This window comes from Streptomyces sp. NBC_00377, assembly GCF_036075115.1.
Taxonomy (GTDB): Bacteria; Actinomycetota; Actinomycetes; order Streptomycetales; family Streptomycetaceae; genus Streptomyces.
Genome location: NZ_CP107958.1, coordinates 1,274,404 through 1,292,943, shown reverse-complemented (window position 1 = coordinate 1,292,943; position 18,540 = coordinate 1,274,404). Strand labels below are relative to the sequence as shown.

General features: G+C 68.5%; 13 protein-coding genes. 6 read left to right on the top strand and 7 right to left on the bottom strand.

What is annotated here, in order from left to right; genetic code table 11:
• The first annotated feature begins 147 nt into the window (after positions 1 to 147).
• Positions 148 to 3,390, top strand: a complete 3,243-nt coding sequence (gene drmD, locus OHS71_RS05775) for a DISARM system SNF2-like helicase DrmD (protein ID WP_328477467.1) — start codon at positions 148 to 150, stop codon at positions 3,388 to 3,390.
• A complete protein-coding gene (locus OHS71_RS05770) occupies positions 3,387 to 7,706 on the top strand; it encodes an Eco57I restriction-modification methylase domain-containing protein (protein ID WP_328477465.1) in 4,320 nt (1,439 codons plus the stop codon). The genes drmD and OHS71_RS05770 overlap by 4 nt, the downstream gene beginning before the upstream one ends.
• A gap of 85 nt (positions 7,707 to 7,791) precedes the next feature.
• Here the strand turns inward: OHS71_RS05770 and OHS71_RS05765 are convergent, their stop codons facing one another.
• Together OHS71_RS05765 and OHS71_RS05760 are read right to left on the bottom strand one after the other, a co-directional pair.
• A complete protein-coding gene (locus OHS71_RS05765; protein WP_328477463.1) occupies positions 7,792 to 7,998 on the bottom strand; it encodes a DUF397 domain-containing protein in 207 nt (68 codons plus the stop codon).
• Positions 7,995 to 8,864 (bottom strand): helix-turn-helix domain-containing protein, encoded by an 870-nt coding sequence (locus tag OHS71_RS05760; RefSeq protein WP_328477461.1) that lies wholly within the window; start codon positions 8,862 to 8,864, stop codon positions 7,995 to 7,997. The genes OHS71_RS05765 and OHS71_RS05760 overlap by 4 nt, the downstream gene beginning before the upstream one ends.
• 227 nt (positions 8,865 to 9,091) lie before the next feature.
• Here OHS71_RS05760 and OHS71_RS05755 point away from each other — a divergent pair, with 227 nt between their 5' ends.
• A complete protein-coding gene (locus OHS71_RS05755) occupies positions 9,092 to 9,622 on the top strand; it encodes an ATP-binding protein (RefSeq protein WP_328477459.1) in 531 nt (176 codons plus the stop codon).
• 417 nt (positions 9,623 to 10,039) lie between these two features.
• On the opposite strand, the gene OHS71_RS05750 is transcribed toward OHS71_RS05755, so the two are convergent.
• Positions 10,040 to 10,810, bottom strand: coding sequence for an HNH endonuclease (locus OHS71_RS05750; protein ID WP_443046863.1), 771 nt, complete (start codon positions 10,808 to 10,810; stop codon positions 10,040 to 10,042).
• A 105-nt stretch (positions 10,811 to 10,915) separates the two neighbouring features.
• Positions 10,916 to 11,284: a hypothetical protein gene (locus OHS71_RS05745; RefSeq protein ID WP_328477457.1), complete on the bottom strand. Its 369-nt coding sequence runs from the start codon at positions 11,282 to 11,284 to the stop codon at positions 10,916 to 10,918.
• Between the two features lie 179 nt (positions 11,285 to 11,463).
• Here OHS71_RS05745 and OHS71_RS05740 point away from each other — a divergent pair, with 179 nt between their 5' ends.
• The 3 genes from OHS71_RS05740 (at position 11,464) to OHS71_RS05730 (ending at position 14,811) form a co-directional block, all read left to right on the top strand.
• A complete protein-coding gene (locus OHS71_RS05740) occupies positions 11,464 to 13,104 on the top strand; it encodes a hypothetical protein (RefSeq protein ID WP_328477455.1) in 1,641 nt (546 codons plus the stop codon).
• A 156-nt stretch (positions 13,105 to 13,260) separates the two neighbouring features.
• On the top strand, positions 13,261 to 14,337 hold the full coding sequence (locus OHS71_RS05735; RefSeq protein WP_328477453.1) for a hypothetical protein: 1,077 nt from the start codon (positions 13,261 to 13,263) through the stop codon (positions 14,335 to 14,337).
• A gap of 57 nt (positions 14,338 to 14,394) precedes the next feature.
• Positions 14,395 to 14,811 carry a deoxyxylulose-5-phosphate synthase gene (locus tag OHS71_RS05730; RefSeq protein WP_328477451.1) on the top strand — a complete coding sequence of 139 codons (417 nt, stop codon included), beginning with the start codon at positions 14,395 to 14,397 and terminating at the stop codon, positions 14,809 to 14,811.
• On the opposite strand, the gene OHS71_RS05725 is transcribed toward OHS71_RS05730, so the two are convergent.
• The 3 genes from OHS71_RS05725 to OHS71_RS05715 all read right to left on the bottom strand — a co-directional run bounded on the left by OHS71_RS05725 (position 14,786) and on the right by OHS71_RS05715 (position 18,346).
• Positions 14,786 to 15,877: a DNA polymerase III subunit beta family protein gene (locus OHS71_RS05725; protein WP_328477449.1), complete on the bottom strand. Its 1,092-nt coding sequence runs from the start codon at positions 15,875 to 15,877 to the stop codon at positions 14,786 to 14,788. The two genes, OHS71_RS05730 and OHS71_RS05725, sit on opposite strands and share 26 nt — an antisense overlap.
• A 330-nt stretch (positions 15,878 to 16,207) precedes the next feature.
• Positions 16,208 to 17,413, bottom strand: a complete 1,206-nt coding sequence (locus tag OHS71_RS05720; protein WP_328477447.1) for a hypothetical protein — start codon at positions 17,411 to 17,413, stop codon at positions 16,208 to 16,210.
• A 99-nt stretch (positions 17,414 to 17,512) separates the two neighbouring features.
• A complete protein-coding gene (locus tag OHS71_RS05715) occupies positions 17,513 to 18,346 on the bottom strand; it encodes a hypothetical protein (RefSeq protein ID WP_328477445.1) in 834 nt (277 codons plus the stop codon).
• Positions 18,347 to 18,540: the final 194 nt, after the last annotated feature.

Genomic DNA, 18,540 nt, shown 5'->3' with positions numbered 1-18,540 from the left:
GGATCCGAACTGCCGCCTGTGATTTGTAATCTCTGTTCACAGGTGACGGCTCGTGTTAGCCTGCCGTCACGTCGTTCCGGAGGGGAGACAGGACACGGGACACTGTCTACGGACGACGGCAGGTGAACACCGAGGGGAACAGCGCCCATGACGCCAGCAGCTCAGCGCGAGACCGAGCGGACAGGGGCGCAGCCGCTCCCCGAAGAGGGGAACCTGGTCGAGGTGCGCGGCCAGTCCTGGGTGGTCGCCCGCGTCGAGCCGTCCCCGGCCGCCCCCGACGGCGAGGAGAACCGGCGTCCCGCGACCCTGGTCCACCTCCAGTCCGTCGCCGACGGCCGCTTCGGCGACACCCTCTCCGTGATCTGGGAGGTCGAGCCCGGCCGCCGCGTCCTGCCCGCAGGCTCCCTGCCCGACGCCTCCACGGGTTCCTACGACTCCCCGAACCGCCTCGCCGCGTTCCTCGACGCCGTCCGCTGGTCCGCCGTCGCCTCCGCCGACGGCAGGACCCTCCAGGCCCCCTTCCGCTCCGGCGTCGCCGTCGAGCCGTACCAGCTGGAGCCGGTTTCCCGGGCGGTCGGCGCGCCCCGCGTCAACCTCCTCCTCGCCGACGACGTCGGCCTCGGTAAGACCATCGAGGCAGGGCTCGTCGTGCAGGAACTTATGCTGCGCGGCCGGGCCCGCCGCACCATGGTCGTCTGCCCGGCCGGCCTCACCCTCAAGTGGCGCGACGAGATGGCCGAGAAGTTCGGCCTGGAGTTCACCATCGTCGACTCCGAGCACTGCGCCCGTCTGCGCCGCACCCACGGCACGGCCGCCAACCCCTTCCGCGTGCACCCGTTGACCATCGTCTCCCTGCCCTGGCTGCGCGGACAGAAGGCCCAACGCCTCCTCGACGAGGTCATCGGCGCCCCCGAGGAGAGCACCGACGGCGAGCACAAGCGCTTCTTCGACCTACTGGTCCTCGACGAGGCGCACCACGTCGCGCCCGCCGCGCCCAAGCAGGTGTACGCGGTCGACTCCCAGCAGACCAAGCTGATCCGCCGCCTCGTCCCGCACTTCGAGCACCGCCTCTTCCTCTCCGCCACCCCGCACAACGGCTACCCCGAGTCGTACACGGCCCTCCTCGAACTCATCGACGACCAGCGCTTCGCACGCGGCGTCGACCCGGACAAGGAAGCGCTGAGGGACACCGTCGTACGACGCCTGAAGTCGACCATCATGGAACGGGACGGCGTGACGCGCCGCTTCCGGAACCGCCGGATGCATGACCTCTCCGTCGACTACACCCAGCAGGAACGTGAGATCCACCAACTGCTCAGCTCCTTCGCCGAGTTGCGGCGCAAGAAGCTGGCCCCGACGGCCCGGGGCGGCCGCCGCGCCGCCGACCTGGTGACCCTGTTGCTGAAGAAGCGGCTGTTCTCCTCCCCGGCGGCCTTCCTGCACACCGTCCAGGTCTATCTCTCCCACCTGGAGGACACCGGCCCCGCGCGCGGCCGTACGGCAGCGGCCGAAGTCCCCGAGTGGCTGGAGGAGTTCGCCGACCTCGTCGCCGACCTCGACGACACGGGCCTGGTCGACGCCGAGGACGACGCCCTGACCCGCTCCACCTCGCTCACCCCGGCGGAGGACGGCCAGGAACTGGACCTGCTCCAGGAGATGGAGCGCTGGGCCCTCACCCACGAGGCCGCGCCCGACTCCAAGGCCGAGGCGCTGATCGCCGAACTCAAGGCGATCTGCCGCCCTCACGGCAAGTGGACCAACGAACGGGTCGTGGTCTTCACCGAGTACCGCGACACCCAGAAGTGGCTCCACGACCTCCTCCAGCAGGAGGAACTCACCGACGGGGGCCGCGTCGAGCGCCTGCACGGCGGCCTGTCCGCCGAGGAGCGCGAGCGCATCCGCCTCGGCTTCCAGACCGAGCCGTCCCGCGCGGAGGGCAAGGTCCGCATCCTCCTGGCCACCGACGCCGCCGGCGAGGGCATCGACCTCCAGAACCACTGCCACCGCCTGATCAACTACGACATCCCCTTCAACCCCAACAAGCTCGAACAGCGCATCGGCCGCATCGACCGCTGGGGCCAGAAGCACGACCCGGAGATCACCCACTTCATCGGCTCCGGCTGGCAGCAGGCCCAGGCCGGCTCCTACGAGGCCGACCTTGAGTTTCTCTCCCGGGTCGCCAAGAAGGTCGCGCGCATGGAGCGCGACCTCGGCTCCGTCAACGCCGTCCTCGCCGACGCCGTCCAGCGCCGGATGACCGGCGACACCGCGCCCGTCGACATCGAGAACGCCAAGCCCAGGCCGATCAAGGGCCGCCGCACGGGCGGCGAGGTCGCGCCGGAGCAGAACGTCACCGCGCAGACGAAACGGCTCGCCGACCAGTACGACGAGACGGTGACCGCGCTCGGCCTCACCCCGGGCAACGTCAAGCGCGTCGTGGACACCGCCCTCGCGCTGGACAACCAGCCGCCGCTGCTGCCGTCCACGACGCGGGCGGAGGACTTCGAGCCGGGCGACCTCTTCGACGTGCAGCCCCTGTCCGGCAGTTGGGAGCGGGCGACTCGCGGCCTCGCCCACAAGCTCCGCGAGGGCGAGCAGCGCCCGCTCACCTTCTCCCCGGCAGTGGCCGCCCAGGGCAGGGACGACGTGGTCCTCGCCCACCTCAAGCACCCGCTCGTGGCCCTCTCCACACGCCTGCTGACCGCCGCCGTCTGGAACGCGGACTCGATCGGCCTCCACCGCGTCACCGCCGTCGTCTCCGACGACCCGGCCGTCACCACGACCCTCGTCTCCGCGTACGCCCGGTACGTCCTCGTCGGCACCGACGGCACCCGCCTGCACGAGGAAGTGCTGTACGCGGGCGGCTGGTTCGGCGACACCGGCCGCTTCCGCCGCTGGGAGTCGGTCAACGAACAGGGCAGGGTCCTCTCCCAGGCCCTCACCGAGGGCGTCGAGGCGGCCCCGCACCTGCGCAGGGAACTCACCGAGGCCTGGCCGAGACTCCGCGACCCCCTGTACCGGTCCCTGGAGGCCCGCGCCGGCGAACTCGGCCGCCAGCTGGAGAGCAGGCTCGCCGACCGCCGGGCGGAGGAGGAGCGCCGTATCACCGCGACCCTCGACCGCTTCGAGGCCACCCTGCGCGCCAAGCTCAAGGAGGAGGGCGACGGAGAGGGCGAACAGCTCGCGCTGCTGTCCACCCACGAGCTGACAGGCCACGAGCGCCGCCAGTTCGAGGACGACCGCCGCCGCTGGCAGGAACGCCTCGAAGGCCTCCCCGCCGAACGGACACGCGAACTCGCCGCCATCGCCGCCCGCTACCGCGAGCCCCGCTCCCACCTCTTCCCCGCCGCCGTCGTCTTCGTGATCCCCGCAAAGGAAGCCCGCCGATGAGCCCCCGCCGCCCCGTGAGCTCCGGAGTAGCCGCCGCCAAGGCCCAGGCAGCCGACGGCCGCAGGCAGCACCAGGAGTGGCTCGACCTCACCGAGGTCTCCGGCCCCTTCCTGACGATGCCCGTCCTGCTGCGCGCCTGGCCCCAGCTCGACGCCCTGGAGAAGGACGAGCGCGCCCGCCTCCGCGCCCGCCACGCCGACTGGCAGACGGACACCACGGCCGGCCGCGACGAGTGGGTGGCCTACCTGTTGGGCCGCCTGCTGGGCTGGGACGACGCGCTGGCGTTCCGCCAGGGTGAGGCGGAACACCACGGCCTCGACCGTCTCACCCTGCGCGTGGCGGAGCACAACACCGAGGTGCGGCCCGACTTCGCGCTGGTGGAACCGGGGGCGGACCTGGCGGCCGAGCCGGACGTGGAGTCGGCCGCCAAGCGCGTACGCCTGCTCGGCCTGACGGTCCCGGCGGGCACGGCCCCCACGGCCCGCGTCGGCGGTGGCGGCGACTGGTCCGCGGCCCCCGCCGACCGCCTGGCCCGCCTCCTGCGTCACTACGGCGTACCGCTCGGCCTGGTCACCGACGGCCGCTGGTGGTGCCTGGTCTGGGCCCCGCTGGGCGGCGTCACGACCACGGCCGTCTTCGACTCCATCGGCTGGAACGAGCGCGCCGAGCGCAACGTCGTCCGCGCGTTCGTCTCCCTGCTGCGCCGCCGCCGCTTCTTCGAGTACGACGACGCCGAGACGCTGGTGGGCCTGCTCAGGGCCAGCCTCGCGGCGGGCGAGGACGTCACCGAGGCGCTGGGCGTCCAGGTCCGCCAGGCCGTCGAACTCCTCGTCGACGCCATAGGGCGCGCGGACGTACGGGCGGTCGAGCACGGAGCGCCGGGCCTGCACGCGTCGGGCGTCGGCGCGGGCGAGGTCTACCGCGGCGCGGTGGCCGTCATGATGCGCGTCGTCTTCCTGCTCTTCGCGGAGGAGCGGGGCCTGCTCCCGGCGGACAACGAGGTGTACGCCCGCTCCTACTCGGCCCGCTTCCTGCGCGACGAGCTGAAGGCGCGGGCGGACGAGGAGGGCGAGACGTCACTGGAGCACACGACGTCCGCCTGGCACCGCCTGATCGCCCTCTTCCACGCCGTTCACGGGGGAGTGGATCACCCGGGCTCGGGCTTCCACCTCCCCGCCTACGACGGCTCGATCTTCGACCCGGACAAGTACCCGTGGCTGGAGCGCACCACCCCGCTCCTCCCCATCGACGACCGCACGGTCCTGCACATGCTCCAGGCGGTCCAGGAGGTCCGCGTCGGCAAAGGGAAGGACCGCGAGGTCCGCACGCTCAGCTTCCGCGCGCTGGACGTCGAGCAGATCGGTTACGTGTACGAGGGCCTGCTGTCGTTCGACGGACGCAGGGCAACCGAGCACATGGTGGGGCTGATCGGCCCCGAGGGTCTGGAACACGAGGTCACCCTGCGGGACTTGGAGGTGCTGGCGGCGAAGGCCGGCGGCTCGGTGAAGACGCTCGCGAAGTCGGTCTTCGAGAAGTGGAAGGACCCCAAGCCCCCGGCGACGGCAGGCCAGTTGGAGAAGAAGCTGGCTCCTCTGGGGACGGAGGACGCGGCGGAGGCCCGTCGCCGCCTGAACGCCGTGACCAAGGACCCGGCGCTGACGGAACGGCTCCTGCCCTTCGTCGGCATCCTCCGCGACGATCTGCGCGGCCTGCCGACGGTCATCCCGAACGGCGCGCTGTACGTCACGGAGTCCTCGCTTCGCAAGAACACGGGCACGCACTACACCCCCCGCTTCCTCGCGGAGGAGGTCGTGCTGCACGCGCTGGAGCCCCTGGTGTACGAGCCCGGCCCGCTCCAGACGGCGGACACGGGGGAGTGGCGGCTGAAGTCGGCGGACCAGATCCTCGACCTGAAGGTTGCGGACATCGCGATGGGCTCGGCGGCGTTCCTGGTGGCGGCCTGCCGTTACCTGGCGGATCGGTTGATCGAGGCGTGGGAGTCCGAGGGCCGCGCGGACGCGATGGCGTACCGGGCGGGCCGGGCCGTGGACGCGGTGACAGCGGCGGACGCGGAGCAGGACCCGGTGGTCGTCGAGGCGCGCCGCCAGATCATCGAGCACTGCCTGTACGGCGTCGACATCAACCCGATGGCAGTGGAGATGGCCAAGCTGTCGCTGTGGCTGGTGTCGATGGACCCGGGGCGACCGTTCACGTTCCTGGACGACCGGTTGGTGGCGGGGGACTCGTTGCTCGGCGTGCACGACATGGAGCAGATCCAGTCGGTGCACATGAAGCCGAGCGGGCAGACCGACGTACTGGCCGAACAGGCACGGCAGTTGGTGGACCAGCTCACGCGAGAGCGGTTGGCGATCACGGCCGTGAAGGGGGTTGACCTGCCGGCGCTCCAGGAGAAGCGGGAGCGGTTGGAGGAGGTCAACCGGCACTCGCGGCGACTGCGGCTGGTGGGGGACCTGATCGCGGGGGCGGCGCTGGCCACTTGCGCTTCGGGGCGGGTGCCTTGGTACGAGGAGGAGGGTGGGGAACGGGTTCGGGACCTGTTCCCTCGGGCTGCGTGGATCGTGCAGCGGATCATGGAGGACGGGGTCGAGGACGACTCCGAGGTGGTGAGGGCGGCTCGGGCTACGGCGGAGGAGTGGCTGGGGGCTGAGCTGCCGGAGGGGGCGTTGGAGCGGCGGCCGGTGCATTGGCCGTTGGTGTTTCCGGAGGTGTTTTCGCGCAGGGGTGGGTTCGATGCGATTGTGGGAAACCCGCCGTTCCTTGGGGGGCAGAAGCTCACTGGCGCGATGGGCGAAGCCCATCGTGAGTACATGGTCGACTACATTGCGAGCGGCAAGCGCGGGAGTGCCGACCTAGCCGCGTACTTCGAGCTGCGGGTTCATCAGCTGTTGAACGATAGAGGGCTTACTGGCCTGATTGCGACGAATACTTTGGCTCAAGGCGACTCCCGCGAGGTTGGTCTTGACAAGCTAGGGGCCGACGGAGTCGCCATTCGTCGAGCTATCAAAAGCAAACCGTGGCCGTCTAATTCGGCAGTTCTTGAGTACTGTGCGGTGTGGACAAGTAAGGCACCCATGGCGGATTCCGCTGAATATGTTTTGGGTGATGCTGTAGTGCCAAACGGTATTTCGACGTCGCTGAATCCTGCAACTAGGGAGGCCTCGTGGGCCGAATCTCTGGAAGGCAATGACGGAATTGCATTCATCGGTTCGTATGTGCTAGGCATGGGTTTCACTCTGGCGGAGTCAGAGGCGCGTCAGTGGATTGCGGAGGACAGTCGATACGAGGATGTCCTTTTCCCCTATCTCAATGGTCAGGACGTTAATCAGCACCCCAAGCATGGTACTGACCGCTGGATTATTGACTTTCAGACGCGCTCCTTGGAAGACGCGCAGCTTTATGAAAAGGCGATGGCTAAAGTCATTCGCGAGGTGAAACCGGAGAGGGAGAAGAGTAAGGATAAGAGTCGACGTGAGATCTGGTGGCGATTTACTCGTCCCGCTCCTGAGATGCGCAAAGCTATCGAGCCGCTTGATCGCTGCATGGTTATTACTCGGCACACGCACGTGGTGATGCCAGCTATGGTTACGACAGGCCAGGTATTTAGCGATGCTACGGTCGTGATCGCGTCCGACGACAGTGCACTGTTGGCTGTTCTGTCTAGTGCGCCACATTACTGGTGGGCCCTTGACCGGGCCTCCACCATGAAGGGCGACCTTCGGTACACCCCCACGGATGTCTTTGCAACTCTCGTCCGACCCTCTCTCAATTCCCGGCTCCGCGCCGCTGGTGCCCACCTCGACACCTTCCGCCGTGACCTAATGCTCTCCAGGAACATGGGTCTCACCACGACCTACAACATGGTCCACAATCCTGAGTGCCAAGACGAGGACATCGTCGACCTCCGCCGTATCCACGATGAGATCGACCGAGCCACAATCGAGGCTTACGGCTGGCTCGACCTCCTGGACGATTCCGGGGAGACTCGGACCGCCGATCCGACCCACGAGACGTCCCCCCTCGACCACGGCTTCCACGAGACCGACCAAGGCACTCGGTACACCATCGGGCTCCTCGCACGAACCGAGATCATCGATCGCCTTCGTCAGCTGAACCACCAGGCATACGCCGACGAGATTCACCTCGGTATACATAAAGGCGTGACGGAGAAGAAGGCGCGAGAGAAGCACCCCGACCTGCCCCCGCCGTCCCCCGAGGCGATCCGGAAGCGCCAAGAGCAGCTCGCCGCGCGAGGTGGGTCGGGTTTCGGTGAGGGCGCTGAGGGCGCCCTGTTCTGAGCCGGCAGCATGACAACGGGCTCGCTCGCGTCACCTCAAGTGACGCGAGCGAGCCCGTCGTTCCGCTCAGAAGCCGTACTCGGCCCTACTCCACCGCAAGCGCCACGAACGCCGCCCACTCACCCCGGCCGACCCGCAGCATTGGCCCGCCACCCGTGACCTTCGAGTCCCGCACGTACACGCCGTTCAGGCCGGCAGCCACCTCCACGCAGTCGCCACCGTTCGTCCCGCTGTAGCTGCTCTTGAACCAATCCAGTTCGGCGGCCTGAGAAGTGTGCTGGTCGCTGCTCATAGCTCCCCTGCCATGCGCTCGATGAGACGGGCGGACTCCTCGGTGTTGAGGGCCTGCGTGCGCAGCATCCCATACCGCAGCCAGAACTCGCTGACCTCATCCTCATTGGACCTGACGGTCACCACACCCTGCGTATCGATGTAGACGTGTCGCGTGCGGTCCATCGACTCCAGCAACACCATGGGCCCGTTGAGTCCGCTGTGGGCACCCCGGGCGGTTGGCATGATCTGGAGTTCGACGTTACGCCTCTGCGAGCATGCCAGCAGGCTTTCCAACTGCTCGCGCATCACCGCCTTGTTGCCCACCACACGTCGAAGTGCGTCCTCCTCGACCACGAACACGAAGACCACGGGCGGGCTCTTGCGAGTCAGCAGGCTCTGCCGTGCCAGACGGGCTGCAACGCGTTCCTCGATGGTCTCGTCGTCCAAGGGCGGGAAGTGAGCTTCAAGCAGCGCCTGCGCGTAAGCCTCCGTCTGCAACAGCCCGGGGATGAGGAGGGGATCGTACGAGAACCTGCTCAGCGCCTCCGCCTCCAACAGTGCGACGTTACGGAAGAACCTCGGCAACTTCGCCCGATCCACCTCCCCTTGAAGCGCCTCCAGAACCCCGCCCGCCTCCAACACCCGCTCCGCCGCCGCTGTGAACGCGACCTTCGCCGGCCGCCGCCCCTGCTCGACCGAGGCGACCTGCTCCAGCGAGTAGCCGATCGCGTCCCCGAGTTGCTGCTGGTTCAACCCGGCCCGCTTGCGCAGGTACTGCAACAGCACCCCGTACGCCGACCACACGCCCGGCACATCAGGCCCCTCGTCCTTGGTCTTCGCGCCCCGCCCCGTCCGCGTCTCCCGTACGTCCCGTACCGTCCTCACAGTCCCACGCCCTTCCCATCCCGTTCCGCGCCCCGCCCACGGCCGCCCTCGCCACCGGTCCATGTCCAACGCGAGGCGCGTGAACCGGGACACGCGCCGGACCCGTACAACGCCCGTACAAGCCCCGTACAACCGAACCCACGGCAGGCTGCCCACTCCGTACGACGAGGACGACGTACGGCCGTCGTACCTGGTCAGCGGGCCATCCACCCCGTCACGCTGACACCGTGACCCACCATCACCTCACCGACGAGGCGAAGCCGCTTCACGCTCCGGCCCGCCAACTGACCCTGCGCTTCAGCGCCACCAGACGCGGCGCCCGCCTCGCCCGCCGGCTCGCCGTCCAGCAGTTCACCGAGTGGACGGACCTCCCGTACGACGCCGACCCGGCCCGTGCCGTCGCCCTCGTCACGGCCGAGCTGGCGTCGAACGCGGTCCGCCACGGCAGCCTCCCCGGCCGGGACTTCCGGCTGGCGCTGCTCCTCCTGCCCGACCGCTTCCGTGTCGAGGTGACGGACACCCGCCCGGAACGACGTCCCCCTCGGCCTACGAATCTGGGGCCGCCGGCCGTCGACGCCTCCTCCGGGCGTGGCCTGCTACTGGTCGAGGTGTACGCCGACCGCTGGGGATGCGACGTTCCCGACGACTACACCAAGACCGTCTGGGCGGAGGTACGACACCAACCGCTGAACCTCTCGCCGCACCCCCGACCAGTCCACGCCCGGACCGAGGCCGTCGGCCAGGTGCGCGAGAGCTAGGGACTTACGACACGGGCGGAGCTAACGACACGACCGTCGCGTCCAAGAGCAAGCCCCGGGCCAACGCGGCTGTGACCTCGCTTGCCCGGTCCGACAGATGACGGGCGGCCCAAGTGTTGGCCGACGCTCGCGACCGCCGCGCCGACCTCGGCGGCATTGAGCTCACCGTGGAGCGGTAGGAAGCCGTACCGTTCGGCGTCGGCGACGGGCCACAGAGTGAAGTCCGCGTGAGGAGATACTTCTACACAGGGCGCGACACGATCATCCGAGAAGTGTGCAAACCTGCCCTGCCGCACCGATCGTCTTTCTGACGTCCTCTCGCGGCGAACCGACGTAGCAGAACCCGTACGAGCCGGATTTCGCTCGCGACGCCCCCCCCACGCTCCGGAACGTAGGACCCAAGCGTGAGTGTGTTTGTCACGAGGTAAATGGCCGCGCTGTTCCGTTGTGGTGGGCGCGGTGGTATGCCAGGTACTGGCGGTCGATTGTGTGCTCCGGTATCTCTCTGAGTCGACGTGGCGAAGCTCCAGGAGAGTGATCAGTGACGGTCAAATCACTACCTATGGTCAACATGCCGAAGTCGAAGAGAACATGATGGTTCGGGCACAGGCAGAGTACGTTGGCTGGGATGTCGGGCCCATCGTGAGGGCGTCCCAGGGCTCGGATGTGTGCTGCTTCTGCGTACGCTCCCGCTGGTGTTGCAAGCCGAATGCCGCAAACCTGACAACTGTAGTCGTGCACTCGTTTCACATAGTCCGCAACGGCAGTACTCCTGACTATGCGTTGAGTCGTCTGTTCGGCGCGTGAGGGTGCCTCGTCTCCTTTCGGCGTGTGTGCGGATGGCCCGGGGGGATCCTCCGTCCCCGCCCCGACCCCGGCGTTCGTGTCTCCGGGGAGGTGAAGCTGGTCCCAGCCCGCTTCAGTCAGTGTCCAGACGCCACGTGACTCCCGGGCCGGAACCAGGAGACCGGATCGTTCCATCCTCTTTCGCTCAAACCTGGTTCTGTTGTGCCATTTGGGCTCATTGTCTCGCTCCGTTCCTTCCTGGTCTTCGGACGAGAGGAGTGTCCCGTAGCGTTGTTCCATGTGCTTGAGTGCGCGACCGGTTGGTGCACTGCCCCCCAACTCCGCCAGCACATTCAACAGCCAGGTCCGAAGGGTGTGTTGAGGCGTCAATCCGGATGTCATGGCCAGAGCATAAGGATTTCTGCTGACTTGGCCAGAGAGGGCACTGACTGGCTCGCCGGGACAGCAGTGCCTTTGTTGAGAATGGGAGCGCTGACGAAGCGAGCGTCAGCGGCCTGCGTAGTGCTCCGCTAGCGCCTTGAGTTCCCGCATCCACAGCAGCGCGTCGTCACCCGAGCGCCCGTACGGCCGCCGTCGGGCCAGCTTGAAGAAGCCGCCGGACGGCCAGCCCCTGTCCTTCAGCACCACGAGTGCCGACAGCAGGGGCAGTGATCCATCGGGGCTTTCCAGCACCGAGGCGTCCTCCAACAGGTAAGGCATGGGGCCCTCGTGGGCGGTGACGTGATGACCGAGCCGTGCCAGTTCGCTGCTCAGATCACCGTACGAAAGGGGCGCCGCGCCCTGGCGTGCCCGTGAACGCAGGATCTCGATCACGGCGTCCAGAGCCTGCTCGTACTCCAGCGTGCCCTTCTGCATGTGCCCTCCCGACCTCGGATTCCGACGATCGCTGAACCTATGCCACCGGCCACCCGACCGTGGCTCGAATGATCGAAGTGGTCGCTGGCCTCTTGTGAACTGAGTACATGGGTCACATACTGGTGGCGATCCACCGTTGCCCGCCTTCCCGGCAGGCGCGCGTGGCCCGGGGGGAATTCGTGAACGGCTCAGACGGCAGACTCGTGCAGACCGCGGTGATCGGGAGCCGGAACTCGGGACGCGCGATCATCCTGCCGACGGACGCCGACGAACTGACCCGTTGGCGCCGACGCCACCCCGCCTACACCTACTGGTGCGGAACCCAGCTAGGCGGTTGCGGCAACGAGCTGTCGGACCGTCTGTACCGCGACAAGGTCTGCCACTTCGCTCACCGACCCCACACCTCCTGCCACCGTACGGCCACCGGCGCGGCCAGCGCGGACCACCTGTTCATCAAGGACGACCTCGCCGCATGGGCCGGACTCAACAGGCGGCAGGGGCAGACCACTTCACGCGACCTCGGATCCGGCCCCGGAGACGCCGTCGACTTCCAGGTGGGGGCGGCCAAGCAGCATGTGCGCTTCCAGTTCAGCAGGCTCGCGCACGCCGAGTGGTACCAGGCCCGCCAGAGGCTCTCCGGTGAATCGGCTACCCTCGACTGGGTCTTCGGTCCGGGCGCGGCCCAGCCGGAGACAATGGAGGAGTTGTACGACGAGTACGGATACCTGCTCCGCTTCCGCTTCGAGACGCACGGTGCGGTACGACGCATCCGTCTCAGGGCGGAGGACCCCCGGCGCAGCACCGACTGGGTGCCCCTCGATGCCTGTGCGATGACCCCTGCGGGGCTCCGGGTCCCGGGAATGGAGCCGCGACGGCGTTCGGGTACCGGCCCGGCCGCCGAGGCGGGAGTCAGGCGCGGGTCAGCGCCTGTGCGGCGGTCCCGCGAAAAGCAGGTGTTAGCGCTGAAGGATGCGCTGACGAGCGCCGCGAGGTTCCGGACCCGGCCCACCTGGGAGGCGCTGGCCCGAACCGCCGGAAGCGACCTGCTCGGGCTGTCGGTCCCGGACCGCATCGGTCTGCTGGTCGCCGTGGAGGAGGCCGGCGGCGATGAGGGGAGCCCGCTACTGTCGGCGCTGATCAGGACCGGGGAGGGTGACGCGCCGCCTTACGTGGGGGATGTGGTCGCCGCCGTCGGTTGCGGGGTTCCCGCGACGGCGGCGGTACTCAGACGATGGTGCCAGCGTGAGGCGGACCGGGCGTTCGCCGTGTACGGGGTACCGTCCCGCACGGCACCGCCGAGGCTGCCGCTCACCGTGGACGGTCAGCTCGCCGCGCAGCAGAGTGCGGAGCCCGCTCAGCGCCAGACCATCGTCCATGTCAAGGGCGGCCTGGTTCGAGAGTCCGCGGCCCGGCCGAAGCCGGAGCCGGAGGGCCTCGCCGGTGTTCCCCTGTACCGCGACACCGAGATTCGGCATGCTCTGCGCAGCGCACGGCAGAGACGGGGGCCGAAGCGCGCAGCCGCTCTCATGGTGCGGGCGGAGGAGGCGCTGACGAGGCTGCCGGAACCGCAACGTACCCAGTTGGTCACCGAGATGGCGACCACCCGCCGCTGGCTGGACAGCCGACCGGACACACCGGCGCGGAAGCCGAGGCAGAGCCGGCGCGCCAAGAAGACGGCGGACGCGAAGAAGACGGCGGACGCGAAGCAGTCGGCGCGAGCAAAGAAGACGCAGCAGGGGAAGAAGGCGAAGAACCCGTTGCAGGGTGCACGTCCCCTGCCCGGAGTCGACGGCGCTCGACCGGAGAAGAGGCCGAAGTGAGCGGTGTTCCCGCCATGAGTGCCGTCCTCGGGATCCTTGGTGCGGTCCGACCGCAGACGTGATGCCGCCCTCCGTATACGCCGCACGCGGAGTTCGGCGCCACAGCCGGCAACCAGCCAATCAGCCAGTCCTGTTCACCGCACACGGAGTTGCCCCATGCCCCGATACAGCCGTGCCGCCGGCACCGCCCTGCTCGTCGCCGCCGTGCTCGCCGTCGGCGGCTGCGGGAGCGACACCGAGCCCTCCACCGCGCACACCTCCGCCGTCCCGGAGGACGTGACCGGGACGGAGTCGACCGCACCGGCCGACGAGTCGGACACGGACCCCGCGCCGGCGGAGGCAGCGACCGGGGACCACCTCTCGATGGAGGACTTCCTGGCGGCCGCCGGTGTCGACGACGCGCTGGTCAACCGGCTCGGCGAGATCGGCGACGCCAACAACTACGGCCTCGGTGTGGGTGTCGAGACCGACCTGGAGGACCGCCGTGGGCTCGCGGTCGTCCAGGTCACCACGTGCCGCAACGTGACCGTCGGATACCGGACATGGGAAGGCGTCCGGTACTCGGACGAGGCGGACGGTGCGACCGAGGACCAGGCCGCCGCGATGGCCGACTTCCTGCGCACGGAGTTCTGTCCCCACGTCACCCCGTTGAAGGAAACCCCGCTTCCCGAGCAGACCCTCGGCGGACCGTCCGAGGACGACCTGGGCGGCCGGGGCCTCGCATCGCCGCTGACCTGGTGGGACGGACGCTATCCGCGCGTCTCGTGGTCCAAGGCGTGCGCGGCGCAGACGGGAATGCCCATCGGCGACCCCGTGGCCTACCGCCTGGCGAAGGACGAGGTCGTCTGCGCCACTCCCTCCGCCACGTCTCTGAAGGAACACCTGATCAACGTGGACATCGTCTTCTCGTCCCCGGTCGACGAAGACCGGGCGCGGAAGGCCGCGCTCGCCCTGCTTCCGTCCGACGCGACGGCGACAGAGCCGACGGAGGGCACCAACCCGGACTGGTCGTACATGGACGGCGGCTGCCTGAACACCAACTTCCGTACGGCGACGATGAAAGGACTGATGGACGAGCTGGAGCAGGATCCGGAGCCCTGGGCGTCCGCCCTCTACTACTCCGACGGATCGATCGAGGACGGAGCCGTGGGTGACTACACCGGCAAGGTCAAGCAGATCTCACTCTCCACGGGTGCCAACGAACCTGGGACGTCGGGTGAGTTGACGTGCTGACACTCACACTGCCGAAATCCCGTCGAGTCGCGCCGGGGCGGCGCCTACCCTGCTGACATGGCCCACGCGAAGACCTCGTACGTCTCCCTGCCCTGTCGGGCCTCGTACAAGCAGCCCTACGACAGGGACAGGGAGCGGATCTGCCCCCGCTGCACGCAGCCGCTGATCCATGTGGGCTCCGCCTTCGCCGCACCCCGCCGCCGGGACACCGCGGCCTGGCGGACGCTGTCCGTGCTGCTGCACGTCGGCGTCCGCTTCCACAAGAGCTGCTGCGGCGGTCCCGGTTACCGCCCCCGCACCTTGAGGGAGGTCCGCGAGCGGATGACGTACGCCCAGCGCAGCGGCGAGCCCTTCGCGAGGTCACTCGTACGGCACGAGGTGCCCTCCTCCCCGCCGCGCGGTCGAGACGGGCGGCCCTGGACGAGGGCCGGGCGGCCCCTTACGGAGCCTAGTTCTCCAGCCGGACCGGCATGAGAATCGAGAAGGCGTCCTCGTCGTCGGGTCGGCGGATGGCGAGCGGTGCCGTGGGCGCGCCCAGTTCCAGGATCAGCTCGTCCCGGGCCCCGGCGGCGAGCGCGTCCAGGAGGAACTCGCGGTTGACGGCCATGTTGTTCTGGTCGTCGTCACCGTCGTCGCACACGATCACGGACCCGTTCTCCGCCGCCCTGAGCACACTGAGGTCGTAAAGCTCGCCGTCCTGCTCACGCGTCTCGCTCGCGCGGACCGGGCCCGTCTCCAGGGCCTGACGGAAGGCCGCCGTATCGACGTGGACCCGGCGACCGGCCGGGAGGTCGACGAGGCGACGGTAGTCGGGGAACTCGTGGCCGAGGCTCCGGCCGGCCGTCTGCCGGTCGCCGGTCTCCAGCGTCACGCGGTCACCGTCCACCGCGAGTTGCACGGGCTCCTCACCGGTCAGCAGCGCCCGCATCGCGTCGGCGAGCGGAAGAGGCACGACGACCTGCGTCCGGGGCCCGCCGTGCCCGGTCGTGGGTGCCTGCGCGACGGCCATCCGGTAGCGGTCGGTGGCCACGAGGTGGAGGCCGTCGCCCTCGAGGTCGAACAGGACTCCGCCGAGCATCGGCAGCTCCGCGTCGGTACCGGCCGCGAAACGGACGGCGTCCAGCGCGGCGGCCAGCTCGGGCGCGAGGACGGACAACCGGGCGGTGGCGGTGGCGGTGTGGAGCGAGGTCATGGGGTCTGTCTCCCTGTGGTCGAGTAGCGCTCGGAGCGTGGAGAACTCGCTGCGGGCATCGGACAGCCCCAGCTCGAGACGGCGCAGGTGCGCCTGAAGCAGACCGCGCACCAGGTCCGTGTCGGCGCCGGCCCAGCCGGCCAGCACGAGCCGGATGTCGGCCAGCGGCATGCCCGCCCGGCGCAGCCGGGCCAGCAACCGCGCCTCCTCCAGCTGCTCGGGCTCGTACCAGCGGTAGCCGCTGACCGGGTCCACCCAGGCGGGGACCAGCACGCCGGCCCGGTCGTAGAACCGCAGCGCGCTCACGCTCAGTCCGCCGTCCCGGGCCATCTCCCCGATACTGCGCATGTCGTTCTCCACACCCGGAACTCTGAGCCCTCGACAAGGTCGAGGGTCAACCTCGGCCATGGTTCGGATCCGCCGTTCAGGCCGGACAGTCGGCCTGCGTGGTGGCCGTGCCTGAACGGATCATCGTGACACTTCCTTGAACAGAGGGATGGCTTGGGGGAGCCGGCGGGACAGACGGTCCGGAAGGGAAGCGGGGACTTCGGGGATCGATCGGGCGACGGGGGCAGCGGGCTCCGCACATAGGCGAACATCCGAATCAAGCCGCGGGACTGCCGGCAGGGCACAACTCGTGCGTCGTCCTCGCCATGGTGGGAGTGGCGTATGACGGCGTCAGACCCGGCGGCAGCGATCCCGAAGCTCGGCGAGGACTGCTTTCTCGGCCGCGTTGACGTCACCGTCCACTGCGGCCACCCGGTCGGCTGCGTCGAGGATGTCGCTCAGATCCCCCGGCTCGGCGTCCACGCGCCGCCACACCTCGGCGGGCTCGATGTCGACAAGGTGAGCAAGCTGTTCGTCGACCACCTGATGCTGATCCCTGACCAGCCTCACCAAGTGCCGCATCAACAGCGCCTCGTCGTCGGCGATTTTTCGGTTCGCCCTGATGATGAGCCACGCTACCCACAGCATCAACCGTGGATGCTGACTGCGCTTGCTCAGCCGCTCGGCGAGTTCGATCACCCGCGCCTCGTTCCGGAAGACGGCCTGCGCGTGCCGCCCCGCGAGCAGCGTCGTATAGCGGTTCAGCACCACCGCAAGGGGAACCCCGACCACGGGGATGCCGATCTTGATGACGTTCTTCTGCAGGAGGTACTTCCCGACGACCGGCAGTCCCTTTCCGGCGCTCAGTACCGCTCCGGAGTAGAAGCGCTTGATCACCGGCCGCACGATGGCCGGGACCACCTTGACCACACCTTCCCGGACCGCTTCCCCGCTCTTGATCGTGAAGGCCACTCGAATAAGCTTCCACATGTCCTCGGGGTCGGACAGGTCGAGCGGGACCCGATAGAGCACTGCGACGTCCCAGGCCAGGCGGAGCTGAAGCCGGGTGATGAACGCGACATCGACCATCATGGTCGTGACGGCGGCCGGGACAGTCGCCGGCGAGGCACCACCAAGACTTCCGAGGGTGGCGACGACGGCCGCCGAGTAGGCCCCGGCAGAGAGCCCGCCTTCGAGCGCGGCGTACCGAGCCGCCATCTTCATCCGCTGATCGACGATGACATCCACGGGTACGCCCTCGTACCGCTCCTGGAAATACTGCCAGTCGACCTTGTCGGTGTAGGAGCTCAGGGCCTGAGCGCTGAGCTTGGTGAACCAGCCACCCGACTTGATGTCGTCCGGGCTCAACCCCTTGACGAACTCCCGTAGCTTGGCCCGCTCATGCTCGACAAACTCCCGATCGGCATCGTCGCCGCCGTCGACAGCGTCAATCGTAGCTTCGGCCATGGTGAGTTCCCCCATTTTCGCGGTCTCCATCGTGTGCTGTGTGACGGTGCCCAGCCGGTGCCAGGCCGACAGGCGGGCGCCGGCGAACACTGTTGCGTCGTCTTGCCTCACCAGGTGCACGAACCCGGCCCGTCCCCGTCCGGTGTCTGTGGTGCCGAGGGGTCGGCTGTGTGCTGAATCTATGCCTTTTCAGGCGCAGCTGTCCGCCGATGCCAAGGACGAACGGCTGGAGATGCGCGGCATCGTCTCGTTGGGGGAGCGGCGCAGCAGCTTGATGGTGCGGCCCTCGACCCAGGCGTTCCACGCCTTGAGGTAGTAGAGCAGGTGCTCGCGTGAGTCGTCGCGGCGTCGGTGCGCGTTGCCCAGGGCCAGGTTGAGCATGGTGTTGCGCAGCGTCAGACGCGGGTCGCCCGGCTCCAGGCGGGCACCGGTGACGACCCCCGCCTCCCAGCCGGACTGGTCGATGTCGGGCCTGGCCTCGCTGGTGACGTACCAGCCGATCGTCGCGGCCGTGACGGTGATACGGCATCCCCGGTTCAGCGCGATGCCGTGGTGCAGGGCGTCTCGGACACCGGGGTGTTCGCCGAGCAGGTTCAGGAGCTGGTCGTTGCTCGTGACCGACGAGCCGCCGCTCCACGCGGAGTTGGGGGCATTGCGGTACAGGTGCAGTCCGCGCAGGGCTGCCGCCAGGTGGGTCGCGTTGGCCTCCCCCGCGAGCGCCAGCGTGTCCCGGCCGGTGCGCTTACGGCCCGTGTCCATCACGGTGAACGCCGTGCGCGGCACGCCGTGCGTGACGGTCAGGGGCACGGTGACGCCGGCTTTGACGATGGCGGCCAGGCGGTGCTGTCCGTCGATGAGAACGTCGTCCTCGTCGAAGGCGATGCCCTGGTGCGTCAGCTGCCATTCCCCGCGCTGGATCTGACCGGCCAAGTGCTGCACCGTGCTTTTGCTGAGCGGCCGGTTGCTGGTGTTGCGGGTGAGCCACTGCGCCGCCAACTGGGGCGACACGTCAACCACTTGCATATGCATGGCACTTTTGCCTTCCTCTGAGGTGACGTCGATGAAAGCTTGTCGGTCTTTGTGAACTAAGTCAACGTCGATAACGAAGGAACGCCAGGATCGAACGTGTTGTCGAGGTCGGTCGGCGTCGCCGATGAACGCTCGCCGGGGGTGATCTGTGCCGGATGAGCGTCGCGGCGGGATGGATGTCCGGGTTT